This window comes from Actinomadura decatromicini, from assembly GCF_008121305.1.
GTDB classification, from domain to species: domain Bacteria; phylum Actinomycetota; class Actinomycetes; order Streptosporangiales; family Streptosporangiaceae; genus Spirillospora; species Spirillospora syzygii.
The window spans coordinates 119,086-142,841 of the sequence record NZ_VSRQ01000006.1 but is presented as its reverse complement, the minus strand read 5'-3'; the positions used below and the strand labels follow the sequence as shown (position 1 = coordinate 142,841).

Sequence of the window (23,756 nt, the reverse complement as noted above, 5' to 3'; positions counted from 1 at the left end):
CACCCGGCCGCTCAGTGGCCGCTCATCGGTCGCGGGGCGTGTCAGCGGGGTGGGTCAGTGGTCGCAGGGCTTGCCGCCCGCGTGCTCGTGCGGGTCGTCGCCGTCCGCCACGTGGCGCGGGCCGTGCGCGTCGTCGCAGTGGACGTGCCCGCCGCCCGGCACCGCGCCGACGTGGTCGACCTCCAGCGTGGTGTGGGTGATCCCGTACGAGGCGCGCAGCAGCTCCTGCAGGTCGCGGCGGACGGCGTGGCAGTCGCCCCCGGTGTCGACGAGCACGTGCGCCGACAGCGCCGGATAGCCGGAGCTGACCTCCCACACGTGCAGGTCGTGCACCTCCTCGACGCAGGGCCGTCCGGCGAGCCTGCCGCCCAGCTCGGACGGGTCGATCCCGGCGGGCGCGGCCTCCATCAGGACGCGGCCCGCGTCGCGGAGCAGCCCGTACCCGGCCTTGAGCATCAGCGCCGCCACCACCAGCGAGGCGATGGCGTCGGCGCGGGCGAAGCCGGTCGTCCACACGACGAGCCCGGCCACCGCCGTGGAGATGAACGCGAACAGGTCGTTCAGGATGTGCTGGAACGCGCCCTCGACGTTCAGGCTGCGCCGGTCGGCCCGGCTGATCAGCACGGTCGCGGCGACGTTGACGGCGATGCCCGCGAGGGCCGTCCAGAACACGAACTGGCCGTGCACCTCGGGCGGCTCGATCAGCCGCCGGACGCCCTCGTACAGGAAGTAGACGGTGAGCAGGATCAGCGTCACACCGTTGAGCTGCGCGGACAGGATCTCGGCGCGGCGCAGGCCGTAGGTGTAGCCGCCCTTCGGCGGGCGCGCGGCGATGCGCATCGCGACCAGCGCCAGCGCGATCGCGAACGCGTCGGTCATCATGTGCGCCGCGTCGGTGATCAGCGCCAGCGACCCGGCGAGGACGCCGATCACGACCTCGCCCGCCATGTAGACGACGATCAGCGCGAGCGCGCCGCCGAGCAGCCGCCGGTCCGCGGTCGGCGAGACGGCGTGCCCATGCCCATGCCCATGCCCGTGGCCGTGCCCGTGCTGCCCCGCTTCGGCCTGCCGCGCCCCGGTCACGAGGCCCCGCTCCTCTGGAGGACGGCCCTCGTGGAGGCCGCCGAGGACCGCCGCATCGCTCCGGTCATCGGGAGTCCTCCCCGTGGCCGATGTGGGTGAGGGCGAGGTCGAGCAGCATCCGGACGTGCGAGTCGTCCAGCCGGTAGTAGGCCATCCGGCCGGACCGGCGGACCCGCACGACCCGGTTGGCGCGCAGCAGCCGCAGCGCGTGCGAGACCGCCGACTCCGAGTGCCCGCAGGACGCGGCGATGTCGCACACGCACATCTCGCCGCCTTCGAGCAGCGCGATGATCACCCGGAGCCGCCCGGGGTCGGACAGCAGCCCGAACACCTGGGCCAGCTCGTTGATCGTCTCCCCGGCCGGGAGCGCGGCCGTGACCAGGGCGACCTTCGCGGGGTCGACGACCCGGACCGCGCACGCGTCCGCCGCGACGACCTCCGGCGCCGCCGCGGCGGGAGCGCCCGAGGTCTCGGGGGCGATATCTGAAGCACTGCTCATATGAGCAAATATACTCCAGGATCGCTCAGGAGACCGTCGGGGCGGGCTCCTCGGACGGCGGCAGCGACACCGGGCCCTGCGTGGCACCGCCGGGCTGCTCGATCCCGCCGCCCGTGCCCGGGTCCCCGCCGCCCGTACCCGGATTCTCGGACGGAACGCCCGGCGAACCCGACGAGACCTCGGGGCTCGGCGTCTCCGTGCCCGGCGACCCGGTTCCGGGCGACTCCGGACCCGGCGAGTCGACGGTCGGCGAGTCCAGCCCGGAGTCGGTCGGCGCCGGCGAGTCGCTCGTCGGGACCTCGGTCTCCGTGGCCGGCAGCTCGGTGGGCGGCCCGTCCGACTCGCCCTCGGTGGCGCGCGGCCGCTCGAACCCCATCGTCGCCTCCGGGTCGACGAGGACGAAGCTCTCGATCGTGCCCTTCCGCGAATCGCGGGGCTTGATCTCCGTCACATTCCGCTTCGTGAATCCCGGCCAGGATCGGCCAGTATAGGACACCTTGCCGGAAGAGATCTTTTCCTTGGGGCGGGTCAGCGGATTTCCGCAATTGCACTTGACCGTGGGCACTCCGTAACCATTGATCAAAACGCCCATTCCGGCCTGGAGGACGGCGGGCGCGGCCGTCGCCTTCCCGTCGTGGTACCCGTGGTTCGTGACCAGCGTGTCGGTGCGCAGCAGGACCGGCGTCAGCCGCGACACGTACCGCGGGATGTCGCTCACCGGAATGCCCTGCACGGCCGCCCAAGCCTTGGCCTTCTCCGGGTTGGCCTGCAAGAACGCCACCAGCTTCCGCTGGTCGCAGGTGGACGTCTGGCGCGTCCCGCCGTACAGGCCGGGGGAGTCGCCGGTCTTCGTCCCGCCCGCCTGGGGCCGGTGCTTGACGTCCGTCTTGTCGGTGTTGGCCACCAGCGTGTACGGGTCGGGGCCCGGCGTCCCCACGGTCAGCCTGGTGATGGTGGCGCCCGCGTCCCCGCAGGCCGACAGCGCGGTCGCCGCCAGCGCCAGGGCCGCCGCGGCCACCGCCGCCGACCGGACCCGGCCCCGGCGCCGCGCAATTCTCGAATGGATCTCAGGCATGCGTCATGTCTCCCGCTGTCTCCCGCCTCGGGCCAGCCGAACCTATACTCTTTGATGCCGGGCGGAGCGGATTTGTGCTCGGCGGAATGCTGGAATTTCCACGGCCGGCCGCGGAGCCGGTGTCGGGGGACCCGACGGGGGTGCGAATGGCGGGTCCGATTCCCCTCTCCGCCGCCGATCCCGTCCGGCTCGGCGGCTGGGAGCTGCTCGGCAGGATCGGCACCGGCGGGCAGGGCGCGGTCTACCTCGGCCGCCCCGTCGAGCCGGGGGCGGGGCCGGCCCGCGTCGCGGTCAAGCTGCTGCACGCGCAGCTGCTCGCCGACGCGGGCGCGCGGGAGCGGTTCGTCCGCGAGCTGGCGCTGCTCCAGCGCGTCGCCGGGTTCTGCACGGCGCAGATGCTCGCCGCCGACATGGCGGGCGACCGGCCCTACATCGTCAGCGAGTACGTCCCCGGGCTGTCGCTGCGGGCCCTCGTCCAGGAGGAGGGGCCGCGCACCGGCGCCGACCTCGACCGGCTCGCGATCAGCTCGGTGACGGCGCTCACCGCGATCCACCGCGCGAACGTCGTGCACCGCGACTTCAAGCCGCAGAACGTCCTGATGGGCCCGGACGGCCCGCGCGTGATCGACTTCGGCATCGCCCGCGCGTTCGACGCGGGCGCCACCATGACCAGCCAGGTCGTCGGCACCCCCGCCTACATGGCGCCCGAGCAGTTCGCCGGGCGCGTCGGGCCCGCCACCGACCTGTTCGCCTGGGCGAGCACCCTCCTGTTCGCCGCCACCGGCCGCGACCCGTTCGCCGGGGGCGCGCTGCCCGCCGTGATGTACCGGATCATGCACGAGACGCCCGACCTGAGCGTCCTGCCCGCCCCGCTCGCCGACGTCGCCGCCGCCTGCCTCGCCAAGGACCCGAAGGCCCGTCCGACCTCGGAGGACGTCCTGCTCTGGCTCCTCGGCGAACGCGAACGCCACGCCCGCCTCGACACCGCCGCCCTCGACGGCGCGCGCCCCGGCACCGCCCGCCTGGACCCGGCGACCGAGCACATGCCCACCCCGCCCCAGCACCCCACCGCCCGCCTCCCCCAAGACACCCCGGCCACCCGCCCTTGGGAACACCCCGGCACCACGCCCCCCGGCCAGAACTCCTTGCACCTCCAACCGAACTCGGAACCGGCCCGGCCAGCTCCTTCCCCCGGCCCACCCGGCAGCGCGACCCCCGGCCAAGACGCCTGGTCGCCCCACCCACAACCACACCCCAGCCACCCGGCCCCCTCGCCCGCATCACCCAGCGAAGCTGTCCCGGGGCAGGACGCCTGGCACGGCCACGTGGAATCGCGTCCCGGGCAGGCGGGTCCTTCGGCCGGTGCGTCCGGCGGTGCGGGGTCCGGGCGGGATGCGTGGCAGCCGCAGGCGGAGCCGCGCTCAGGTCAGGCGGGGGCTTTCGGTGGGCCGTCGGGTGGTGCGGTGCCTGGGCAGGCCGACGCGTGGCGGGGGCAGGCGGCGGCTTGGGGCGGTACCGGGCAGGCGCCGGTGGCGGGCAGGGGGGTGCGGCGGGGGCCCGCGCTGGTGGCCGGGCTGCTGTTCGCCGCGCTGCTGGCCGCGCTGGACGTCCTCGTGCTCGCCATACTCATCGCCCAGCCGTCGCTGAGCCACGGCCGCCGGGGCGCCCTGATGCCGGTGGCGGCGTCCACGTACGTCCTGGTGGCGATCGTCACGCTGGTCGCGGTCATCCTGGCCTGGCGGGGCGGCCGCGCCGCCGTCTGGACGGTCATGGCGGCGCGGGTCGTCCGGGTCGCGATGTTCGCGGCGTGGGGCAAGGTGCTCACGGTCGGCGCGCCCGTGCTGGCCGGGTACGCCGTGCTGACCGCCGTGGTCGTCCTCCTGCTGACCCGCGGCCTGATGCGGTCATCCCGCTGACTCGTGGCGCTCCGACCACCGCTTGAGGTCGCGGCGCTCGATCGCGGCGGCCATCAGGTCGGGGAAGGCGTCCGGGGTGCAGGCGAAGGCGGGCACGCCCATCGCCGCCAGCGCCGCCGCGTTCTCGTGGTCGTAGGCGGGGGCGCCCTCGTCCGACAGGGCGAGCAGCACCACGACCTGGACGCCCGCTCCCGTCAGCGCCGCCACGCGGCTCAGCAGCTCCTCGCGCACGCCGCCCTCGTACAGGTCGCTGATCAGCACGAGGACCGTGTCGTTCGGACGTGTCACGAGGCCCTGGCAGTACGCGACGGCGCGGTTGATGTCGGTGCCGCCGCCGAGCTGCGTGCCGAACAGCACCTCCACCGGGTCGTGGAGCTGGTCGGTCAGGTCGACGACGCTGGTGTCGAAGACCACGAGGGACGTGCGCAGGGACCGCATCGAGGCGAGCACCGCGCCGAACACGCTCGCGTACACCACCGACGCCGCCATCGAGCCGCTCTGGTCGATGGCGAGGACGACGTCCCGCTTGACGGCCTGCTGCCGCCGCCCGTACCCGATCAGCCGCTCCGGGACGAGCGTGCCGTGCTCGGGCAGGTAGTGCCGCAGGTTCGCGCGGATCGTCCGGTCCCAGTCGACGTCGGCGAGGCGGCGCGGCCGGGACGTGCGGGCGGCGCGGTCGAGGGCGCCGCCGACCGCCGACCGGGTCCGCTGGGCGAGCCTGCGCTCCAGGTCGCGGACGACGCCGCGCACCACCGCCCGCGCCGACTCGCGGGCCCGGTCGGGCAGCACCCGGTTCAGCGACAGCAGGGTGCCGACGAGGTGGACGTCCGGTTCGACGGCGTCGAGCATCTCCGGCTCCAGCAGCAGCCGGGTGAGGTCGAGGCGCTCGATCGCGTCCTTCTGCATGACCTGGACGACGCTCGACGGGAAGTAGTCGCGGATGTCGCCGAGCCACCGCGCGACCGAGGGCGCGGAGTCCCCGAGCCCGGTGCTGCGCCGCCCCGGCCGGGGACGGCCCTCCTCGCCCGCGCCGTAGAGCTTCTCCAGGGCGCCGTCCATGCGGACGTCGTCGCCGGTCAGCGTCACGCCGGTGCCGTCGGCGTGCTCCCCGCCGAGCACCAGCCGCCAGCGCCGCAACCGCTCGTCGGTCATCGGGTCTCCGTCCAGCCGAGGATGTGCAGGGTCGTCGCGACGGCGGCGGCCGCGCGGGCGTCGTCGACGTCGTCGTCCGCCGGGCGGGACGGCCCGGACGGCGACCGGCCCCGGCGGCGGAGCCGCTCGCCGATGGCGCGCCGCTCGGCGGCGGCGTACGCGCCGAAGGTGCGCCGCAGCAGCGGCAGGACGTCGGTGAACGAGTCGGCGGGCAGCCCCGAGACCCACTGGTCGACGAGGCGGAGCAGGTCGTCGTCATGGACGAGCAGCAGCGCCCCGCCCGACAGGAAGCCCTCCACCCACGCGGCCGCCCGCGCGGGCGCGGCCCCGACCGACACCGCCCGCGCCATCCGGTCGGGGACGTCGTCGAGGCGGCCCGCGTCCAGCAGCAGGCGGGTGAGGCGGCCCTCGATCAGGCCGTGCAGGGTGTCGGGACGCGCGAGCAGGCCCTCCAGCGTTCGCCGCCAGCGCTCGGTGTGGCCGTCGTCGCCGAGAAGGGCCAGCGCGCCGTGCACGGCGTCGATGTGGGTGAGGAACTCGCGCGCCGCGTCGTCGTCGAGATTCGTCACCGCGGGCGGCAGGCCCACGCAGACGCGGACGATCAGCCCGTCGACCACCGTGCGGAGCGGGCCCGTCGACGTGCCGCGGACGTCGCCGTAACGCAATGCACGCACGAGCGCGGGCAGCGCGGACATCAGGTGCGCGACGTCGGTGTCGACGGCCGCCCGGTCGGCGAGGGCGCGCATCACGTCGGGCAGCGCGTCGCCGAGGTCGGCGAGCAGGCACCGCTCCGCCACGGACGTGAGGTCGGCGAGCGCGGTGGCGTGCGCGGCGGCCGCCTTCGCCCGCGCCGTCGCCGCGCCGCGCACGGTCGTGCCCCACGCGCCCGCCTCGATCAGCTCGACGTCGAACTCGGGACGCCACATCAGCGTCCACGTCTCGCGGAACGTGCCCTTCGACCGGCCCGTGTCGGACGGGACGCCCCAGTCCACGTCCAGCAGGCGGAGGCGGTGCAGCAGGCGGCTGCGCTCCAGGTCGGTGGGCTTGCGGAGGTCGAGGTCCTGCTCCTTGTCGAGCGCGGACGGCTTGAGCCGCAGCCGCCGCTGCTCGGCCTGGAGGTCGCGCTGGAGCGGCACCATCGGCGTCCGCTCGGGGACGGCGCCGAGCCGCTCCCCGACGACCATCCGCCGCTGGATCAGCTCGACGGGCAGGTCGGCGCCCTCGCACAGCACGGCCCGGGTCGCCTCGGTGACCTCGTCCAGCCCGGCGAGCGGGCGGCCGCGCAGCGCGGCGAGCGCCTCCGCCAGCCGGACGGCCTCGATCACGTGCGCGGACGAGACGTGCAGGTCCTCCTCGCGGAGCACCCGGGCGGCGGCGGTGAGCCAGCGCTCGATCGGCCGGTCGGCGGCCGCGAACAGGTGGTGGTACCAGCCGGGGGAGCGGACGCCCGCGCCGTAGCCGGAGCGCCCGGCGAGGCGGCCGTGCGTCCACGGGACCCAGGTCATCGCGACCTTGGCCTTGGGCAGGCCGCGCAGCGTCCGGTCGTCGTGCGCGGCCGGGACCTTCGCCGTCAGCGCCGGGACGTGCCACGCCCCGCACACCACCGCGACCCGCTCGTGGCCCGCCTTCAGGGTGCGGCGGAGCGTCCGGCGCATGTGCGCCTCGCGCTGCTCCTCGCGCCGCGGGTGGCGCGCCGCGTCCATGCGTTCGCGCAGCTCGGCCATCGCCTCCGCGATGGCGGGAAACGGCGACGGGCCCGCGCCGCGGTGCTCGACGACGTCGTCCCACCAGCGCTCGGCGTCGTCGTACCCGGCGGCCTCCGCGAGCCGGCCGAGCGGGTCGAGCCGGACGTCCGCCTCGTCCGGCTCATCGCCCTCGTCCGGCGGGGTCTCCGCCTCCTCGGACGGGACGAGCTGCTGCGCCGCCGGCAGGTCGCAGAACCGGACCGGGACGCCCGCGCCCAACCCGTACTTGATCGCCTGCCACTCCGGGCTGAACTCGGCGAACGGCCAGAACGCGGCCTTGCGGCCGTCCCCGCCCTCCTCCGGGCCCTCCGGCGAGCCCTCCTTCGCCGCGCCGCCGGACGCGGGCGCGTAGGCGAGCAGCGCGACCGGCGGCACCATGCCCGGGTCGCCCGCGAGCTCCACGATCGCGTCGGCCTCGGGCGGGCCCTCGATCAGCACCGCGTCCGGCTTGAACTCCTCCAGGGCGCCGCGCAGCGCCCGCGCCGAGCCGGGACCGTGGTGCCGGATCCCGTAGACCTCGACTCGGCTCAAGACACCTCCCGGCACGCGCGGTAGAAGTCGCGCCACTCGGGCCGGTCGCGGACGACGGCCTCCAGGTACTCCTGCCACACGACGCCGTCGGACACCGGGTCCTGGACGACGGCGCCGACGATCCCGCCCGCGACGTCGGCGGCGCGCAGCACCCCGTCGCCGAAGTGCGCGGCGAGCGCGAGCCCGCTGGTCACGACCGAGATCGCCTCGGCGGTGCTGAGCGTCCCGCTCGGGGACTTGAGCTTGGTGCGCCCGTCGCTCGTCACCCCCGACCGCAGCTCGCGGAACACGGTCACGACGCGGCGGATCTCCTCCAGCCCGGCCGGGGACTCGGGCAGCTCCAGGCCCGCGCCGATCTGGTCGACGCGGCGGGAGACGATGTCGACCTCGTCCTCGACGGTCTCCGGCAGCGGCAGCACGACCGTGTTGAACCGGCGGCGCAGCGCGCTGGACAGCTCGTTCACGCCGCGGTCGCGGTCGTTCGCGGTGGCGATCACGGTGAAGCCCTTGCGCGCCTGGACCTCGGTGTTCAGCTCCGGGACGGGCAGCGTCTTCTCCGACAGGACGGTGATCAGGGCGTCCTGCACGTCGGACGGCATCCGGGTCAGCTCCTCGACCCGGACGACGGAGCCGCGCCGCATCGCCCGCATCACCGGGCTCTCGACCAGCGCCTTCTCCGACGGCCCCTCGGCCAGCAGCCGGGCGTAGTTCCACCCGTAGCGGATCGCCTCCTCGGCCGTGCCCGCCGTCCCCTGGACGAGGAGCGTCGAGTCGCCGCTGACGGCCGCCGCGAGGTGCTCCGACACCCACGTCTTCGCGGTGCCGGGCACGCCGAGCAGCAGCAGCGCCCGGTCGGTGGCGAGCGTCGCGACCGCCACCTCCATCAGCCGCCGCGGCCCCACGTACTTCGGGCTGATCGCGGTGCCGTCCGGCAGTTCGCCGCCGAGCAGGTACGTCGTGACGGCCCACGGCGACAGCCGCCAGCCGGGCGGGCGGGGTCGGTCGTCGTGCTCGGCCAGCCGCGCCAGCTCACCGGCGTGCTCCTGCTCGGCGTGCGGCCGCAGGACGGCGTCTTCGGTCACGTGCTCAGCTCCTTCAGCATCTCGTCGCGAAAGCGCAGGGTGGCGATCAGTTCGGGGACGGCGCGGGGCGCCGCCGCGTCGGGCGCGGCGGCGAGGTCGTCGAGCCGGGCCGCGGCGGACGGGTCGAGCCGCAGGTCGGCGAGGCGGCAGAGCTGGGTGACGAGGTGCTCGTCGCGGCGCGTCGGCCGCTCGGCGGACGCGGCGAGCGCCGCCAGCACCGCCGCCGCGAGCGGCCCCGTCCAGGGGCCGGGGACGTGCTCGAGGACGCGCAGCAGGTCGGGCTGCCCCTCGACCCAGCGGATCAGGTCGGCCGCCGCCGCGTCGCGCTCGCCCTCCGGCAGGACGGACAGCAGGTCGGCGAGGGCCTCCGGCTCGTCCACCATCACGCCGCCCTTGAGCAGCGCGCGGGCCCAGTCGGCGTCGCGCTGGGCGAGCGCGGCGCGGGCCCACCCGATGTGGACGTCCCGCGCGTCCGACGCCCACTCGTTCTGCGCGGACGACCCCCCGGACCCTCCGGGAGCACCGCCGAGGGGCAGGCAGACGATCTCCATGGGCGGGAGGCCGAACAGGTCCGTCCAGGTGGCGAGCGGGGTGCGGGCGAGGATCTCGCGCAGCCACGCCGCCCGCGTGCCCACCGGGCGCCCGCCGCCGCGCGGCGCGAACGACCCGCTCGGATGGAACGGGACGCCGTCGCGCGCCATGTCCTCGTCGTGGGCCCGCGGCGGCTCGACCCGGATCCACGTCTGCCGCCGCCCGCGCGCCGAGCGGCGCTCGGGGACGAGGCAGTCCCGCGCCCGCGCGGCCATCCGCTCCCCGTAGGCGGAGCCGGGCACGCGGGCGAGCAGGTCGGACGCGATCTGCCTGACGTCCTTGCCGCGGTCCTCCAGCGCGGCTTCGAGGAACTCCTCGTCGTCGAGCGACAGGCCGTGCGCGAACGTCGCGAGGAACGCGGCCCGGTCGGGCGCGGGTTCGGCGGCCCACGTCCCGCGCAGCAGGTCGCGCGCCCGCGCCGGGTCGGACCCGCGGAGCATGGTCAGGTAGGCGACGCGCCTGTGGCGCGTGCCCGTCTCCCATACCTCGGCACCGCCGCCGGGGTCGTCGCCCGCGCCGACCAGGTAGGCCCAGTCGGTGTTCTGCAGCGCCAGCCAGACGCCGCGCCGCCCGGCCGCGCGTGCGATCGGCGGCCGCAGCATCCGGTCGGTGCGGCCGCGTTCGAGCAGGTCGGGCAGCGACTGCGCGGGAACCCGGAAGCCGCGGAAGGCGGCGGCGTCCAGCCATTCGGGCAGGACGCGGATCTGCTCGCCCGCGAGGATGCGCCGCAGCCGCGCCGCCGCCGGACCAGGCACGACCGGCACTTCCTCCTCCGGGGCGAGAGCGATCGGCTCCGGCGCCGCGCCGGACGGAACGAGCCCGGCCCGCCGCCGCACCGCCAGCAACGCCGCCGCATCCAGCAACCGCCCCGCCTTGTCGGACGCCCCCGCCCCCTCCTGACCGGAGGGCTCACCAGCCGCCCCGCCGGACGCCCGACCGGCCGCGTCGTCGGGCGTCTCGCCCGGCGTCTGACCGGCCGCCCCGCCGCCCGCCCCGCCGGGCGTCCGACCGGGCGCCTCGCGAGGCGCCTCGCCGGATGGTTCGCTGGGGGCGTATGGCAGGGCGGGCGGGTCGCGGCGTTCGGTGCCCAGTAGGGCGGCGGTGACGAGTTCGTTCCAGGTGCTCTCGTTCAGCCCGGTCACAGGACCACCGTCCCCTCGTCGTCGTGCCAGGCGGCGAGCGGGCGCAGGCCGCGCGGGCCCCATTCCCCGGCCAGCGTCACCGGTCCGCCGCCGGACAGCGCGAGCAGCCGCCACGGGTCGCCCAGCCGGAGCGGCAGCGCGTCGCCGGACGGGTCGGACGCGAACAGCTCGCCCCGCTCGCCCCGCGCGAGCCGGACGCCGGCCAGCACCGCGGGCCAGCGGTCGAGCCACGGGTCGTCGGCGATGGCGGCGGCGTGCCCGTCCAGGAAGCCCCGCACGGACGTCCCGGCGGGACGGGCCGCAGCGGCGGCCCCGTGCCGCTCGGCGACCAGCGCCCGCAGCGGTGGCGACCCCGGATAGAAGGCCAGCTCGGCGTCGACCTCCGTGCCCACGACGAGGGACGCGTCGAGCGACGTGCCCGGCGCGGCGAACGACAGCACCAGCGCCGGACGCCCCGTCCGCCGCCCGAGCAGCCAGACCCGCCGCGTCGTCAGCAGGTCCTGCGCGGTGTCGCGGGCGCCCGTCACGCACCACAGGTCGCGGGCGCGCTCGCCCTCGGCGAGGACCTCCTCCTGCGGCACCGTGAACCCGACCCGGGAGCGGACGGTGCCGCGCAGCCCCGCGGGCAGCTCGTCGCGCCGCCGGTGGGCCCGGACGAGCAGCCGCAGCAGCGCGTACTCCGCCAGTAGAAGGCCGGGCCAGCCGGGCTGCCGGGTGATCGCCGCGCAGCCCCGCACCTGGCCCGCGAGCGCGCCCGCCTGCGCGTCGACGAGCCGCCTGGCCGCGTCGTCCCACATCCGGTAGGGGGCCTTCTCGGCCTGCGCGAGCCCGTGCGCGACCTGGTCGCGGAGCCACTGGTCGAGCTCGGCGAGCCCGTCGTCGACGCGCCGCTCGCGGCGCTCGACCGTGCGCGGGTCGCGGGCCTTGGCGGCGGACGCGGCGCGCCGCTCGGCCGCCTTGTCGGCGCGGGCGCGGCGCTCCTCCAGCCACTCGGCGGCCCAGCCGGGACGCGGCCCCTCGTCGACGGCGGGACGGCCCCCCGCACCCCCCGGTGCGCCTCCGGCGTCCACCCGGCCCTCGCTCCACAGCAGCAGCAGGCCGAGGGCGTGCTTGCAGGGGAACTTGCGGCTCGGGCAGGAGCACCGGAAGGCGGGCTCGGTCAGGTCGGCGCACGTCCGGTAGACGGACGAGCCGCTGCCCCGGCACTCGCCCCACACCGCCTCGCCGTCGCAGCCCGTCGCGCCCCACTTGGCGGGCCTGGCGACGCCGCCCGCCGCCTTCGCGGACGCGGCGTCCGGCGCGAGGCCGAGCACCTGCTCCCGCTCCCATCGATCGCTCACACGTCCGAAACTATCCGCCCCCTCGGACATTCCCCGCGTGACGATCTACCAGCGCCCCGACCAGGCGGGGTCAGGGCGTGGGAAGCCCGGGGAGGTCGGGGAGCGACACGTCCGGGACGAGCAGCGCCCCGCCGGTCACCAGCGCGAGCAGCGCGACCGCCCCGAACAGGCTCACCCAGGCCAGGCCGGGGACGCCGGTGAGGTGCGCGAGCTGGTCGGCGTCGGAGCTCGGCGCCATGTGCCGGGCGCGCATCCGCTGCAGCTCGACCACCGGCCGGACCGCGGCGAGCAGCAGGAACGACGCGGCGAGGTAGGCGAACCCGGCCTGCACCTCGGCGCTGCCCAGCCACGACACGGCGAAGACGACCGCGCCGGTCGCGATCACCGACAGCGCGCCGTAGGCGTTGCGGATCATGACGAGCATCCCGCCGAGCAGCGCGAGCGAGAACCACAGCATCAGCGTGATCCGCCCGCCCGCGAGCAGCAGCGCGAAGAACAGGCCGAGCAGCGGCGGGGTGAGGTACCCGGCCAGCGCCGTGAGGATCATGCCGGGGCCGTGCGGCTTGCCGCGCGAGACGGTCACGCCCGAGGTGTCGGAGTGCAGCTTGATGCCGTCCAGCTTGCGGCCGGTGAGCAGGGCGACGAGCGCGTGCCCGCCCTCGTGCGCGATCGTCACCGTGTTGCGCGCGACCCGCCAGGTGGGGCCGTGGGCCACCGCGCCGAGCGCCACGACGCCGACGAGCAGGACGAGCCACCACGGGGGGTCCGGCTGCGTTCCCGTCACGCGGTCCCACAGGTCGGCGATGCTCACGTTTTCCACGTCCACCTCGGAGTCGTCCTCGCGCTGCCCGAATCGCGCTGCCCAACCTTAGGACGCCGGGGATAACGTTCGCGTTCGGTTCACCATGGTCGCAACGCACGCGAGGCCGGGGGACCGGACACGACCGGACGTGACGGGAGTGACCGGACGCGCCGGGAGGTGTCCGGAGATGTGATCAATGTCATTCCGGTCCGCCCGTAACCGGCAGTGTCACCGTGGATCACCAGGTGAGATCTTCGCGGATCTCGATACGGCGCGCCCCGTGCACCCGTTATGGTGCCCTTCGCACCGGGGATCGCGGCTCCCGATCCCGGCGCGATCGAGAGGGTGTGACGGGGATTGAACGGGGACCGATCCTCCGCGCGGGCCAGGGGGCGGCGCGGAGTCATGGGGTTTTTCCGGCGTGACCGGCTGACGGGGCAGGTCACGGCGGGGCTCGTCGGCGTGCTCTGCGTGGGCGCGCTCGTCTACGGGGTGGGCACGGCGAGTGCCAGGTACAAGTTGTCGGACGTCGGCGCCTGGCTGAGCGCGGGCGCGAAGGGCCTGGTCGTCCACGCCAACGGGCTGGCGGGCAAGGTCGACGGAAAGGCGGCCGTCCCGGCGCAGCTGCGCGGCCACCATATCAAGATCGTTCAGGACGGCACGACCGTCCTGCTCGTGGACGAGGACACCGGCGTCGTCAGCCGGATCGACCCGTCCCAGCTCACGATCACGGGCAGCCGCCCGGTCGGCGGGCCGGGCCTCCAGGTGCTCGCCGGGGCGGGGGCCGCGTACACGGTCGACCTGGTCAAGGGGGTCGTCCAGCAGATCGACCCGGTGCGGCTTACGCCGCTCGGCGCGGCCACGACGCTCGCCGCGCCGCTCGGCCAGGCGGGCATCGACGCCGACGGGATCCTGTGGGTGCCGGAACCGCGGACGGGCAAGGTCGTCCCGTTCCGCGGGTCCGGGCAGGGCGCGCCGGTCGGCGCGGGCGGGCCCGGCGACCGGCTGGCGCTCACCATCGCGGCCGGACGTCCCGTGGTCGTCGACGGCACGTCCGCGACCGCGCTGGTCGTCAAGCCGGAGGGCACGCAGCGGATCACCCTGCCCGCGCCGGTCGCGCGGGCGCGCGACGGGGTCAAGGTCCCGGCGGTGGCGGACGGCCAGCTCGTCCCGATGCTCGGCGACGGCGGCGCCCTGTACCTGCTGAACACCGGCGTCGGCCGCGTCGACTCGGTCGCGCTGCGCATGCCGGATCACGCCTTCGAGCCGCCGCACGTCCTCGGCTCGCGCGTGTACCTGCCCGACCGCACGTCCGGCCGCCTGCTGGTCTTCAACGTCGACGGCAACGCCTGGGAGCGGCCCATCGCCGCGACCCGGCCCGGCGGGACGATCGAGCTCCTCGTCCGCGACCACATGCTCTGGGTGAACGACCCGAACGGCGCGATCGCCCTCGCGTTCGACCCGAGCGGCGGCGTCAGGCGGATCAAGAAGTACGACGACCGCGTCCCGGGCGGCGCGCGGCGGCCGCTGCCCGTCCAGGCGGAGCCGGGCGGCGGGCGCGGCAACCGCAACGGCGCGGGCGGCGGGCCCGGCGGGTCCAGCGGCGTCCCGCCGCGGGGCAGGCCGCCGAAGGCGCCGGTGAAGAAGGACCCGACCGCGCCCGACCCGCCGACGCCCGCCGCGTCCGGCGACGGCGGGTCGGTCAAGGTGCGGTTCACGCCCGCCGCCCAGCCGCCGGGCGTGTACCCGGTGACGCGGTTCGTCCTGCTCGACCAGGCGGGCGCTCCGGTCGCCGGGGCGAGCCCGGCGCGGTTCCCCGCGAACACCCGCGGCGGGACGTTCACGGTCGGCGGCCTCACCTGCGACACGACGACCCACATCTACAAGGTCGCCGCCGAGTACAGGGGCAAGGACGGCAGGGCCGCCTACAGCGAGTCCGGCGCCGTCGGCGCGACCGCGTGCACGGCCCCCGGCCCGGCGACGGCGCTCGCCGCGACCGGCGTCAACCACGGCGCGAACCTCACCTGGGGCGCGTCGTCCGGCTACGACGTCACCTACGACATCGCCTGGGACGGCGGCACGGCCACGTCCAAGGGCACCTCGAAGTCGGTCACCGGGCTGGCCAACGGACGCACCCACACGTTCACCGTGACCGCCCGCAACGGCGCCGGGTCGTCCACGCCGGTGAGCGTCTCCGAGACCCTCGACCCCGCCGCCCACGCCCAGACCTACAACGGGCACCACAACGAGACCACGAACACCTACCTGCACACCGGCCCGGGCACCACGACGCCGCGCGACGGCTCGTTCCCCAAGGGCTTCACGGGAGCGGTGAAGGTGATCTGCCAGGAGACCGGCGACCGGGTCCAGGACCAGCAGGACGGCAGCCTCGTCAGCACCGTCTGGGACAAGATCGAGTACGGGGGCCGGGTGCGCTGGGTCAGCGACATCTACGTGACCACCCCCGGCTCCGACTCCGGGACCTTCTCCTCGACGCTCTGGGGGTGCAGCTGATGACCGAGAACGGGTCGATGAACGGGGCCATGGACGCGGAGGCGCTGGTCGCGCGGTTCGCGCAGATGTTCGCGGCGCTCGCGGGCAACGTCGAGCGGGTGGTGCGCGGCAAGCGGGAGAAGGTGGAGCTGGCGCTCGTCTGCCTGCTCGCCGAGGGGCACCTGCTCATCGAGGACGTCCCCGGCGTCGGCAAGACGACGCTCGCCCGCGCGATCTCGGCGTCCGTGGACGCCAAATGGACCCGCATCCAGTTCACCCCCGACCTCCTCCCGAGCGACATCACCGGCGTGTCGATCTTCAACCAGGGGACGAGCGCGTTCGAGTTCCACCCCGGCCCGATCTTCGCGAACATCGCCGTCGCGGACGAGATCAACCGCGGCTCCCCGAAGACGCAGTCGGCGCTGCTGGAGGTCATGGAGGAGCGCCGGGTCAGCGTGGAGGGCGCGCCGCACCCGGTGCCGCGCCCGTTCATGGTGATCGCGACGCAGAACCCGGTCGACATGGACGGCACCTACCCGCTGCCGGAGGCGCAGCTCGACCGGTTCCTGATGCGGATCTCGATGGGCTACCCCGACCACCAGGCCGAGGTGGCGCTGCTCGCGGGCGCGCCGACCGGCGCGGCGCTCGACCAGATGCCGCCGGTGATGGCCCGCGAGGACCTCGCCCGCATGATCGACTTCGCGCAGCGGCTGCACGTGGCGCCGCCGCTGTTCGACTACCTGGTGCGGGTCGTCGCGGCCACCCGCGAGCATCCCGACCTGCGGCTCGGCGCGTCGCCGCGGGCGAGCATCGCGCTGCTGCGCGCGGCGCGGGCGCGGGCGGCGGCGGCCGGGCGGTCCTACGTCGTCCCGGAGGACGTGAAGGCGCTCGCCGTCCCGGTGATCGCGCACCGGCTGATCGTCACGCCGGAGGCGGAGCTGCGCGGCCGGACCGGCGCGGACGTCGTCGGGGAGGCGCTGCGGAACGTGCCGACGCCGCAGGCCGCCGGTGTCTAGCGGCGGAGTCTGACGTGCTGACGCCGCTCGGATGGGGGACGGCGGCCGGGTCGGTCCTGCTCTACGCGGCGGGCTGGTGGCTCGGCTACCCGGAGCCCGCGATGCTCGCGGTCGCCGGGCTCGTCGCGGTCGGGGCCGCCGCGCTGTGGACGCTGCCGCGCCCGAAGCTGGACGTCCGCCGGGAGATCGCGCCCGCGAAGGTGGAACGCGGCGAACCGGCGGTCGGCGTCCTGCACGTGACGAACCGGGGGCGTTCCGCGCGGGGCTTGAGCGCGCATGACGCGGCGGGGGCGGCGTCGGTGGCGGTGGACGTCCCGCGCCTGCGCCCCGGCGGCACCCGCTCGGTCACCTACCGGCTCCCGACGGACCGGCGCGGCGAGATCCCGGTCGGCCCGCTGCGGCTGGTGCGCGCCGACCCGCTGCGGCTGGCGCGGCGCGTCCGCGAGTACGGGGAGCCGCGGGTGCTGCTCGTCCGGCCGAGGACGGTGCGGCTGCCGCTGCTGCCGTCCGGCCGCGCGCACCATCTGGAAGGGCCGACGAGCGACCGGTCCCCGGCCGGGACGGCGACGTTCCACGCCCTCCGCGAGTACGTGATCGGGGACGAGCTGCGCCACATTCACTGGAAGTCCTCGGCGCGGACGGGCACGCTCATGGTCCGCCAGCTCGTCGACGCGAGCCTGCCGACGACCACGGTCGTGCTGGAGGCGCGCCCCGGCGCGTGGGCGGACCCGGACGACTTCGAGCTGGCCGTCGACGCCGCCGCGTCGGTCGCGGTGGGCGCGGCGGCGGCGAACTTCCCGGTCCGCGTCCTGACCGGCGGCGGGCCGCTCGCCGACACGCGCGGCGGGCCCGACGACGTGGAGGCGCTGCTCGACCGGCTCACGACCGTCGCGCCGAAGGAGGGGCCCCGGTCGGCGGTGGACGCGCTGCGCCGCGTCCGCGCGGGCGGATCGCTCGTCGTGGTCGCGTCGGGCACGGCGGAGCTGGGGCGGATCGCGTCCGTCCGGAGCCGGTTCGACCGGGTCGTGGTGCTGCGGGTGCGGCCGTCCGGGCCCGCGTCCGCGCCGCCCGGCGTGCACGTGATCGACCTCGCCGGCCTGGACGGGTTGGCCGAGTCGTGGCGGCGCCTCGGGAGCGTCCGGTGACCCGCTACGTGACCCGCTACGCCTCCCTCGCCGTGACCGCCTGCCTGGCCGCGGTCGCCGGGCTCGCGTTCCACCGGGTGTTCGGGTTCGGCCCGGTGGCGCCGGTCGCGGCCGTGGCGGCGGTCGTGCCGACGGCGCTGTGCGCGCTGCTGTCCGGCCCTCGCGGCAAGCCGTGGCCGCTGTGGATCTCGGTGGTGCTGACGGTCGTGGCGTGGGCGGCGACCATCACCCTCACGGTGCTGCGCCCGGCGCTCGGCGACGGAACGCTCCCGCAGACGCTCCGCGAAGGCGTCCTCGGGTCGTGGAAGACGATCCTGACCACGCTGCTCCCCGCCCCGGCCGAGCCGGAGCTGCTCGTCCTGGTCAGCCTGGTGGTGTGGCTGGCGGCGTTCGCGTCCGCCGAGCTGGCGCTGCGGACGGCGCTGCGGGCCGTGCCGTGCGTGCCGTCCCTCGCCGCGTGGGCGGTCGCGCTGCTGCTCGGCGTGGACGGCCCCGGCTCCAACGTCCCCCTCGCCGCCGCGACCGTCGTGCTCATCGCGGTGCTCGTCCTGCTGCGCGCGGACGTGTCAGCCACGGGGATGGCGTGGCGTCCGCTGGTCGTCGGCGTCCCGGCCGCCGCCGTGCTCGGCGGGCTGGCGCTCGCGTCCGGGCCGGTCGTCCCGGTCGGCGCCGAGCCGTACAACCCGCGCGAGCAGGTGCGGGCGCCGCCGCCGCAGCAGCGCGACAGCGTCAGCCCGCTCGACCGGGTCGGCGGGTGGCTGCTGAGCCCCGACCAGGTGATGTTCACCGTCCAGTCCAGGCGGAGCGAGATCGAGCGGCTCGCCGTGCTCGACCGTTTCGACGGGGTGACGTGGTCGTCGACGGCACGGTTCGTCCCCACCGGGCGGCGCGTGCCGGAGGGGCCGAAGCCGGAGCGCGAGCACCAGGTCGGGCAGCGGATCACGATCCGCGACCTGCCCGGCGTGTGGGTGCCCGCGGCGGACCGTCCGCGCCAGGTGGACGGCCTGCCCGTCGTCGTCGACCCCGCCAGCGGGGCCCTCGCGGCGGCGCGGCCGCTGCGTCCGGGGCAGGCGTACCGGGTCGACTCGGTCGTCCCCGAGTGGACGGCCGACGACCTCGCGGACGCGACCGTCGCCACCGACGCCGAGGCGCGGGCGGCGCGCGAACTGCCGTGGGGGCCGGGGGCCAAGGAGCCGCCCGTCCAGATCGCGGAGTTCCGGCGGTTCGCGCAGGCGGCGACGCGGGGCGCGGTGTCGCCGATCCAGAAGGCCGCGATGCTCGCCCAGTACCTCAAGCGGTACGCCAGGTACGACGTGACGGCCCCGCCCGGGCACAGCTACCGGCAGCTCGACTACTTCCTCGGCGAGGGCAGGCGCGGGACGCCCGAGCACTTCGCGACCGCCTATGCGCTGCTCGCCCGGACGGTCGGCCTGCCGTCCCGCGTCGTGGTGGGCTTCGACGGCGGGAACCGCGTGGGTGACACCGTCCAGGTCCGCTCCGGGGACGTGATGGTCTGGCCCGAGGTCAAGTTCGGCGGTCTCGGCTGGATCCGCTTCAACCCGATGCCCGACAGCGCACGCCGCTCCAAGAACAACGACTCGGTCGCGGCGGGGGAGACGGAGCAGAAGCTGGAGGAGGCGCAGAAGAACGCGGCGTCCCAGCAGCGCGGGCAGGGGCCGGGGAACACGCCCCAGAAGAAGGCTCAGACGACGGCCGCGTCCGAAGAGGGCTCGCCCATGCCGTGGTGGGTTTTCGCGTCGATCGGGGTCGCCGTCCTTGTGCTCGGCTATGTGCTCGCCGTCCTGCTCGCCCCGGCCCTGCGCAGGCGGCGGCGCCGGACGGGCACGCCCGCAGCGCGCGTCACCGGCGCCTGGCACCAGGCCCTCGACGACCTCGCGGACGTCGGCCTGTCCACCGTCCGGACGCTGACCGCGCACGAGGTCGCGCAGTTCGGCGCGTCCAGCGTCGGCGCGGACGCCCACGGCCATCTGCGCCCGCTCGCCGACCTCGTCAACCGCAGCCGGTTCGCCGCGTCCGGTCCCGCCCCGGACGCCGCCGACCTCGCCTGGCGGCACACCGACGAGCTCGGACGCCTGGTCACCGCGAAGGCCGGGCGGCTGCGCCGGCTCCGCCGCCGCCTCCACCCGCGCTCCCTGCGGGACCGTTCCGTCAGAGACCGCCGGGACGTCACTTCGCCGGGAGGCTGACGGCGATCTCGCCGCCGAGCGCCGCGCCCGCCTCCAGCTCCAGGTCGTCGCCGCTCCAGAACCGCCCCGGGTCGAACCAGTTCGGGCGGCGGCCCTTCCTCAGCAGCCCCATCGCCTGGTACGTCACGGCGACGATCTCCGCGCAGAACGCCGTCTCCAGGGCCTGCTCCCGCTCGGCCGGACGCCGGATCGGCACGCGCCCGCGCACCCACCGCGTCGCCAGCCGGGACGTGGACGGGAACGGCGTGCCGTCGAGCCGGGCCACCGCGCGGAGCGCCGCGTCCTCCATCTCCCGGGTCGGCGGCGGGTCGAGCTGCCGCAGCCACGCCCGCTGCCCGTACCGGTTCCCCCAGACCAGGACGGCGTCGCGCAGGTCGTGGAGCTGCGCGCCGCGGTGCCGCCCGCCCGACCACATGTCGGGGAGGGAGCGGCCGAGCTCGGCGTGCCACATGAGCGGCGGCAGGTCGTCGACGACCAGCGCCATTCCCACGTGGTTGACCGGACTGTTGGTCGTCACTTGGATGGCGCGGTCGGCGACCGTCCGGCCGCGGAAGAGCCACACGTCACCGGTGCGGGTCAGCTCGGCGGCCTCGTCGAGTGGGATGCTCGTACCAGGCATGATCGATACGGTATCCGTATGCGTCTGCTCAAATCCCCTGGTCTGTGGAAGGCACTGGGCGTCGCCGGGTTCCTCGGCGTCGCGGCGACCGGCGTCGTGGTGGTGCGGGCCGAGCGGCGGCGCCGCTCCTACACGCCCGACGAGATCCGGTCGCGCCTGCACCAGCGGGTGGCCGAAGGGGCCGACGAGGGATCCGGCGGAGGGCGCGGGTGAGCGTCCGCGACGTCCGCCCGCCCGACCGGGACGACCTCGACCGCGCCTGGCGCACCGTGTCCGCCGTGCTCCCGCCGACGCCGGTGACGCCGACCGCCCTCACCCCGGACGCGCTGCTCAAGCTGGAGACCTTCCAGCCCATGGGCGCGTTCAAGGTGCGCGGGGCGCTCGCCGCCCTCGCCGCCCTGCCGGACGGCGTGCCCGCCGTCACGGCGAGCGCCGGCAACCACGGGCTCGGCATGGGCTACGCGGCGGCCCGGTCCGGCGCGGACGTCACCGTCGTCGTGTCGACCCGCGCGTCGCGGGCGAAGGTCGAGAAGATCGGCGCGTTCCCGGTGCGGCTCGTCCAGCACGGGACGACCTACGACGAGGCCGAGGCGTACGCGAAGACGCTGCCCGGCCACTACGTCTCGCCCTACAACGACCCGGCGGTCATCGCGGGCCAGGGCACCGTCGGACGCGAACTGGACGAGCAGGCCGGCGACGGCCCGCTCACCGTCGTCGCGCCGGTCGGCGGCGGCGGGCTGCTCGCCGGGCTGGCCCTGTGGGCGCGCGAGCGCGGCGACGTGCGCCTCGTCGGCGTGGAGTCGGCCGTGTCGCGCGGCGTGTCCGCCTCGGTCGCGGCCGGACGGGTCGTCGCGGTCGAGGTCGGTGACACGTTCGCCGACGGCCTGCCCGGCAACCTCGAACCGGGCTGCGTCACCCCGTCCGTGATCGGCCGGGACGCCGTGCTGACCGCCGTCGACGACGACCGGATCCGCGCGGCGATGCGCTGGCTGTTCCGCGAGCACGGCCTCGTCGCGGAGGGCGCGGGCGCGGCCGGGGTCGCCGCCGTCCTCGCCGGGGCGGTCGAGGTCACGGGACGTCTCGTGGTCGTCGTCTCGGGGCGGAACATCACCGTCCCGACGTTCACCGCGGCGATCGCCGCGGACTGATCCGCGCCTTATCTCCCCAAATACCGGTCATTTCGGAACGGTTGCCGCTACGGTATCCCGTCATACGGGGACGGTGATCAAGGACAGTGCGGGCGGGCCTTCGGCGGCTGCTCCGGCGCGACCGGCTGACGGGCCAGGTCGCCGCCGGTCTCGTCGGCGCGCTCGCGATCGCCGCCGCCGCGTACGGGGTGGGCGCGGCGAGCGCCAGGTACCGCCTCGCCGACGTCGGCGCCTGGCTGAGCGCGGGGAGCCGCGGCCTCGTCGTCCACGCCAACGGCCCGGCGGCCAAGGTGGACGGGAAGACGAGCGTGATCCCGCAGATGCGTGGCCACGAGATCCAGGTCGTGCAGGACGGCGCCACCGTGCTGATCGTCGACCTCATCACCGGGGTGGTCAGCAGGCTCGACCCGGCGCAGCTCGACATCGGGCGGAGCCGCCCGCTCGGCCAGGGCATCCAGGTGCTCGCCGGGGCGGGCAAGGCGTACACGGTCGACTCGATCAAGGGCGTCGTGCAGCGGATCGACCCGGTCTCGCTGTCCCCGGTCGGACCGGCGGCGACGCTGCCGCCGCTGCTCGGCCAGGCCGGGATCGACGCCCGGGGCGCGCTGTGGGTGCCGGTGTCGCGGAACGGCGAGGTGTCGGCGTTCGCGGACGGCCGCCTCCAGCCGCCCGTCAAGGTCGGCGGCGCGGGCGACAGCCTCGCGCTGACCATCGCGGGCGGCGACCCCGTCGTCACCGACTCGACCGCCGCGACCGCGACCGTGCTGAAGCCGTCCGGGGCGCGGCTGACCGTCAGCCTGCCGACGACCGTCCGGCGGTCCGGGCGGGGCGGCGTGCTCGCCCCCGCGCGCACCGAGGGGACGACCGTCCCGCTGCTCGTGCCCGGGACCGGCTCGCTGGTCACCGTCGACACCGGCACCGGGCGGTACTCCAGCACCCGCCTCACGATGCCGAGGCACCGCTACCGGCCGCCGCAGATGCTCGGCCCGAAGGTCTACATCCCGGACGAGACCGCGGGCGCGCTCGTCGTGTACGACGCGGCGGCCAACCGGTTCGAGGCGCCGGTCCCGGTGTCGGGACGCCCGTCCCGGCTGGACGTCTTCGTCCGGGACGGCCTGCTCTGGGCCAACGACCCGGGCGGCCCGCACGCCGTCGTGATCGACCGGGGCGGCGCGTCCAAGGGCATCGACAAGTACCGGGACCGGGTCGCGGGCGGCCCGCGGCGCACCGAGCTCCCGCTGCCCGGCGATGTCGGCGACCCGGCGCCGCCGCGCCGGCCCTCGACGCCGCCGCGCCCGCCGCGCCCGGGCGAACCGCCCGCCGCGCCGGCGAACGTGACGGTCACGCCGGGCGCCGGGACGATGCGCGTCGACTACCAGCCCTCGCGCGGCGACGGCGTGCTCGGGTTCGTGCTCAAGGACGTCCCGTCCGGGCTCCGGGCCGCTCCGGCCGCCGCCGGGCCGGGCGGCGCGCCGTTCACGGTAACCGGCGGCGACTGCGCCCGCGAGTACCGGTTCCGCGTCGCCGTCCGCTACCGGGACGCCCGCGGCCGGACGCGCGAGCTGGCGTCCGCGCCGAGCGACCCGGTCCGGCCGTGCGTGACGCCGGGCGCGCCGACCGGCCTCACGGCGCAGGCGACGTCGTCCGGGACGAAGGTCGCCTGGACGCCCCCGCCGGGCGCGGACGCGCCCGCCGCCTACAAGCTGAGCTGGGACGGCCCCGTCAAGGGCAGCCGGACGGTCTCCGCCGCGTCCGCCTCCCTCGGCGACGTGTGGACGAACGGCCTCTACACCTTCACCGTGTCCGCCGTGAACGGAGCCGGCGCCGGCTCCGCCGCGAAGCTGAACACGAGACTCGCCGGCCCCATCGGCAGATATCCGGTCGAGCGCAACGGGAAGTCCACCTCCTACGTGAGGGACATTCCCGACGTCGAGAACGGCAAGACCATCGTCACCATGAACGACAACAACGGCGAGATGGTCGACGTGCACTGCCAGGTGAAAGGCGCGTACTTCGACCGCAACGCCACGCTCAAGGGCGACAAGTACGCCTACATCACCTATCAGGGCAAGCTCGGCTACGTGATCGGCTACCTGGTCGACACTCCGGGCGACTGGAACAGTTTCGCCGGGCCCGCGGTGTGGACGTGCGAGCCGTAGGGGCCGTCCTG

Annotated in this window: 18 protein-coding genes; 8 read left to right on the top strand and 10 right to left on the bottom strand. The window is 75.6% G+C overall.

Translation table 11 applies throughout. The features are described from left to right. Positions 1–54: 54 nt before the first annotated feature. From FXF68_RS26930 to FXF68_RS26920, 3 genes are all read right to left on the bottom strand, one after another. Positions 55–1,083 carry a cation diffusion facilitator family transporter gene (locus tag FXF68_RS26930; protein ID WP_148763943.1) on the bottom strand — a complete coding sequence of 343 codons (1,029 nt, stop codon included), beginning with the start codon at positions 1,081–1,083 and terminating at the stop codon, positions 55–57. Positions 1,084–1,147: 64 nt separating this feature from the next. Further along, positions 1,148–1,582, bottom strand: a complete 435-nt coding sequence (locus FXF68_RS26925; RefSeq protein ID WP_148763941.1) for an ArsR/SmtB family transcription factor — start codon at positions 1,580–1,582, stop codon at positions 1,148–1,150. A gap of 25 nt (positions 1,583–1,607) precedes the next feature. After that, on the bottom strand, positions 1,608–2,657 hold the full coding sequence (locus FXF68_RS26920; protein ID WP_148763939.1) for a DUF6777 domain-containing protein: 1,050 nt from the start codon (positions 2,655–2,657) through the stop codon (positions 1,608–1,610). Positions 2,658–2,803: 146 nt separating this feature from the next. On the opposite strand from FXF68_RS26920, the gene FXF68_RS43190 reads away from it, so the two are divergent. Next, a complete protein-coding gene (locus tag FXF68_RS43190; RefSeq protein WP_222870110.1) occupies positions 2,804–4,573 on the top strand; it encodes a serine/threonine-protein kinase in 1,770 nt (589 codons plus the stop codon). Here the strand turns inward: FXF68_RS43190 and FXF68_RS26910 are convergent. The 6 genes from FXF68_RS26910 to FXF68_RS26885 all read right to left on the bottom strand — a co-directional run bounded on the left by FXF68_RS26910 (position 4,562) and on the right by FXF68_RS26885 (position 12,976). Beyond that, a complete protein-coding gene (locus FXF68_RS26910; protein ID WP_148763937.1) occupies positions 4,562–5,725 on the bottom strand; it encodes a VWA domain-containing protein in 1,164 nt (387 codons plus the stop codon). The genes FXF68_RS43190 and FXF68_RS26910 overlap by 12 nt on opposite strands. After that, complete coding sequence (locus FXF68_RS26905; protein ID WP_222870109.1) at positions 5,722–8,001, bottom strand: DUF5682 family protein; 2,280 nt, start codon at positions 7,999–8,001, stop codon at positions 5,722–5,724. Before FXF68_RS26905 ends, FXF68_RS26910 begins: the two co-directional genes overlap by 4 nt. Further along, positions 7,998–9,083 carry an ATP-binding protein gene (locus FXF68_RS26900; RefSeq protein ID WP_148763933.1) on the bottom strand — a complete coding sequence of 362 codons (1,086 nt, stop codon included), beginning with the start codon at positions 9,081–9,083 and terminating at the stop codon, positions 7,998–8,000. Before FXF68_RS26900 ends, FXF68_RS26905 begins: the two co-directional genes overlap by 4 nt. Beyond that, positions 9,080–10,816: a DUF5691 domain-containing protein gene (locus FXF68_RS26895; RefSeq protein ID WP_187438132.1), complete on the bottom strand. Its 1,737-nt coding sequence runs from the start codon at positions 10,814–10,816 to the stop codon at positions 9,080–9,082. Before FXF68_RS26895 ends, FXF68_RS26900 begins: the two co-directional genes overlap by 4 nt. Continuing rightward, the gene (locus FXF68_RS26890) at positions 10,813–12,156 is read right to left on the bottom strand and encodes an SWIM zinc finger family protein (protein ID WP_246178959.1); all 1,344 of its coding nucleotides are present in this window, start codon (positions 12,154–12,156) and stop codon (positions 10,813–10,815) included. The genes FXF68_RS26895 and FXF68_RS26890 overlap by 4 nt, the downstream gene beginning before the upstream one ends. A gap of 70 nt (positions 12,157–12,226) precedes the next feature. Continuing rightward, positions 12,227–12,976 carry a M50 family metallopeptidase gene (locus FXF68_RS26885; protein WP_148764852.1) on the bottom strand — a complete coding sequence of 250 codons (750 nt, stop codon included), beginning with the start codon at positions 12,974–12,976 and terminating at the stop codon, positions 12,227–12,229. A gap of 387 nt (positions 12,977–13,363) precedes the next feature. Between FXF68_RS26885 and FXF68_RS26880 the strand changes: the two genes are divergently transcribed. Genes FXF68_RS26880 through FXF68_RS26865 form a run of 4 tightly spaced genes read left to right on the top strand, consistent with a single transcriptional unit; the run spans position 13,364 to position 19,819 of the window. After that, positions 13,364–15,472, top strand: coding sequence for a fibronectin type III domain-containing protein (locus FXF68_RS26880; RefSeq protein ID WP_148763929.1), 2,109 nt, complete (start codon positions 13,364–13,366; stop codon positions 15,470–15,472). After that, positions 15,463–16,467 carry an AAA family ATPase gene (locus tag FXF68_RS26875; RefSeq protein WP_425458618.1) on the top strand — a complete coding sequence of 335 codons (1,005 nt, stop codon included), beginning with the start codon at positions 15,463–15,465 and terminating at the stop codon, positions 16,465–16,467. Before FXF68_RS26880 ends, FXF68_RS26875 begins: the two co-directional genes overlap by 10 nt. Positions 16,468–16,481: 14 nt before the next feature. Then, entirely contained in the window at positions 16,482–17,612 is a 1,131-nt protein-coding gene (locus tag FXF68_RS26870) for a DUF58 domain-containing protein (protein ID WP_148763927.1), read from the top strand. Then, positions 17,609–19,819: a transglutaminase TgpA family protein gene (locus FXF68_RS26865; RefSeq protein ID WP_148763925.1), complete on the top strand. Its 2,211-nt coding sequence runs from the start codon at positions 17,609–17,611 to the stop codon at positions 19,817–19,819. Before FXF68_RS26870 ends, FXF68_RS26865 begins: the two co-directional genes overlap by 4 nt. On the opposite strand, the gene FXF68_RS26860 is transcribed toward FXF68_RS26865, so the two are convergent. Continuing rightward, complete coding sequence (locus FXF68_RS26860; RefSeq protein ID WP_148763923.1) at positions 19,800–20,438, bottom strand: hypothetical protein; 639 nt, start codon at positions 20,436–20,438, stop codon at positions 19,800–19,802. The genes FXF68_RS26865 and FXF68_RS26860 overlap by 20 nt on opposite strands. An 18-nt stretch (positions 20,439–20,456) precedes the next feature. Between FXF68_RS26860 and FXF68_RS26855 the strand changes: the two genes are divergently transcribed. The 3 genes from FXF68_RS26855 (at position 20,457) to FXF68_RS26845 (ending at position 23,745) form a co-directional block, all read left to right on the top strand. After that, on the top strand, positions 20,457–20,651 hold the full coding sequence (locus tag FXF68_RS26855) for a hypothetical protein (RefSeq protein WP_148763922.1): 195 nt from the start codon (positions 20,457–20,459) through the stop codon (positions 20,649–20,651). Continuing rightward, positions 20,648–21,586 (top strand): threonine ammonia-lyase, encoded by a 939-nt coding sequence (locus FXF68_RS26850; RefSeq protein WP_148763919.1) that lies wholly within the window; start codon positions 20,648–20,650, stop codon positions 21,584–21,586. Before FXF68_RS26855 ends, FXF68_RS26850 begins: the two co-directional genes overlap by 4 nt. Positions 21,587–21,672: 86 nt before the next feature. Continuing rightward, positions 21,673–23,745 (top strand): fibronectin type III domain-containing protein, encoded by a 2,073-nt coding sequence (locus tag FXF68_RS26845; RefSeq protein WP_148763917.1) that lies wholly within the window; start codon positions 21,673–21,675, stop codon positions 23,743–23,745. Positions 23,746–23,756 lie beyond the last annotated feature (11 nt).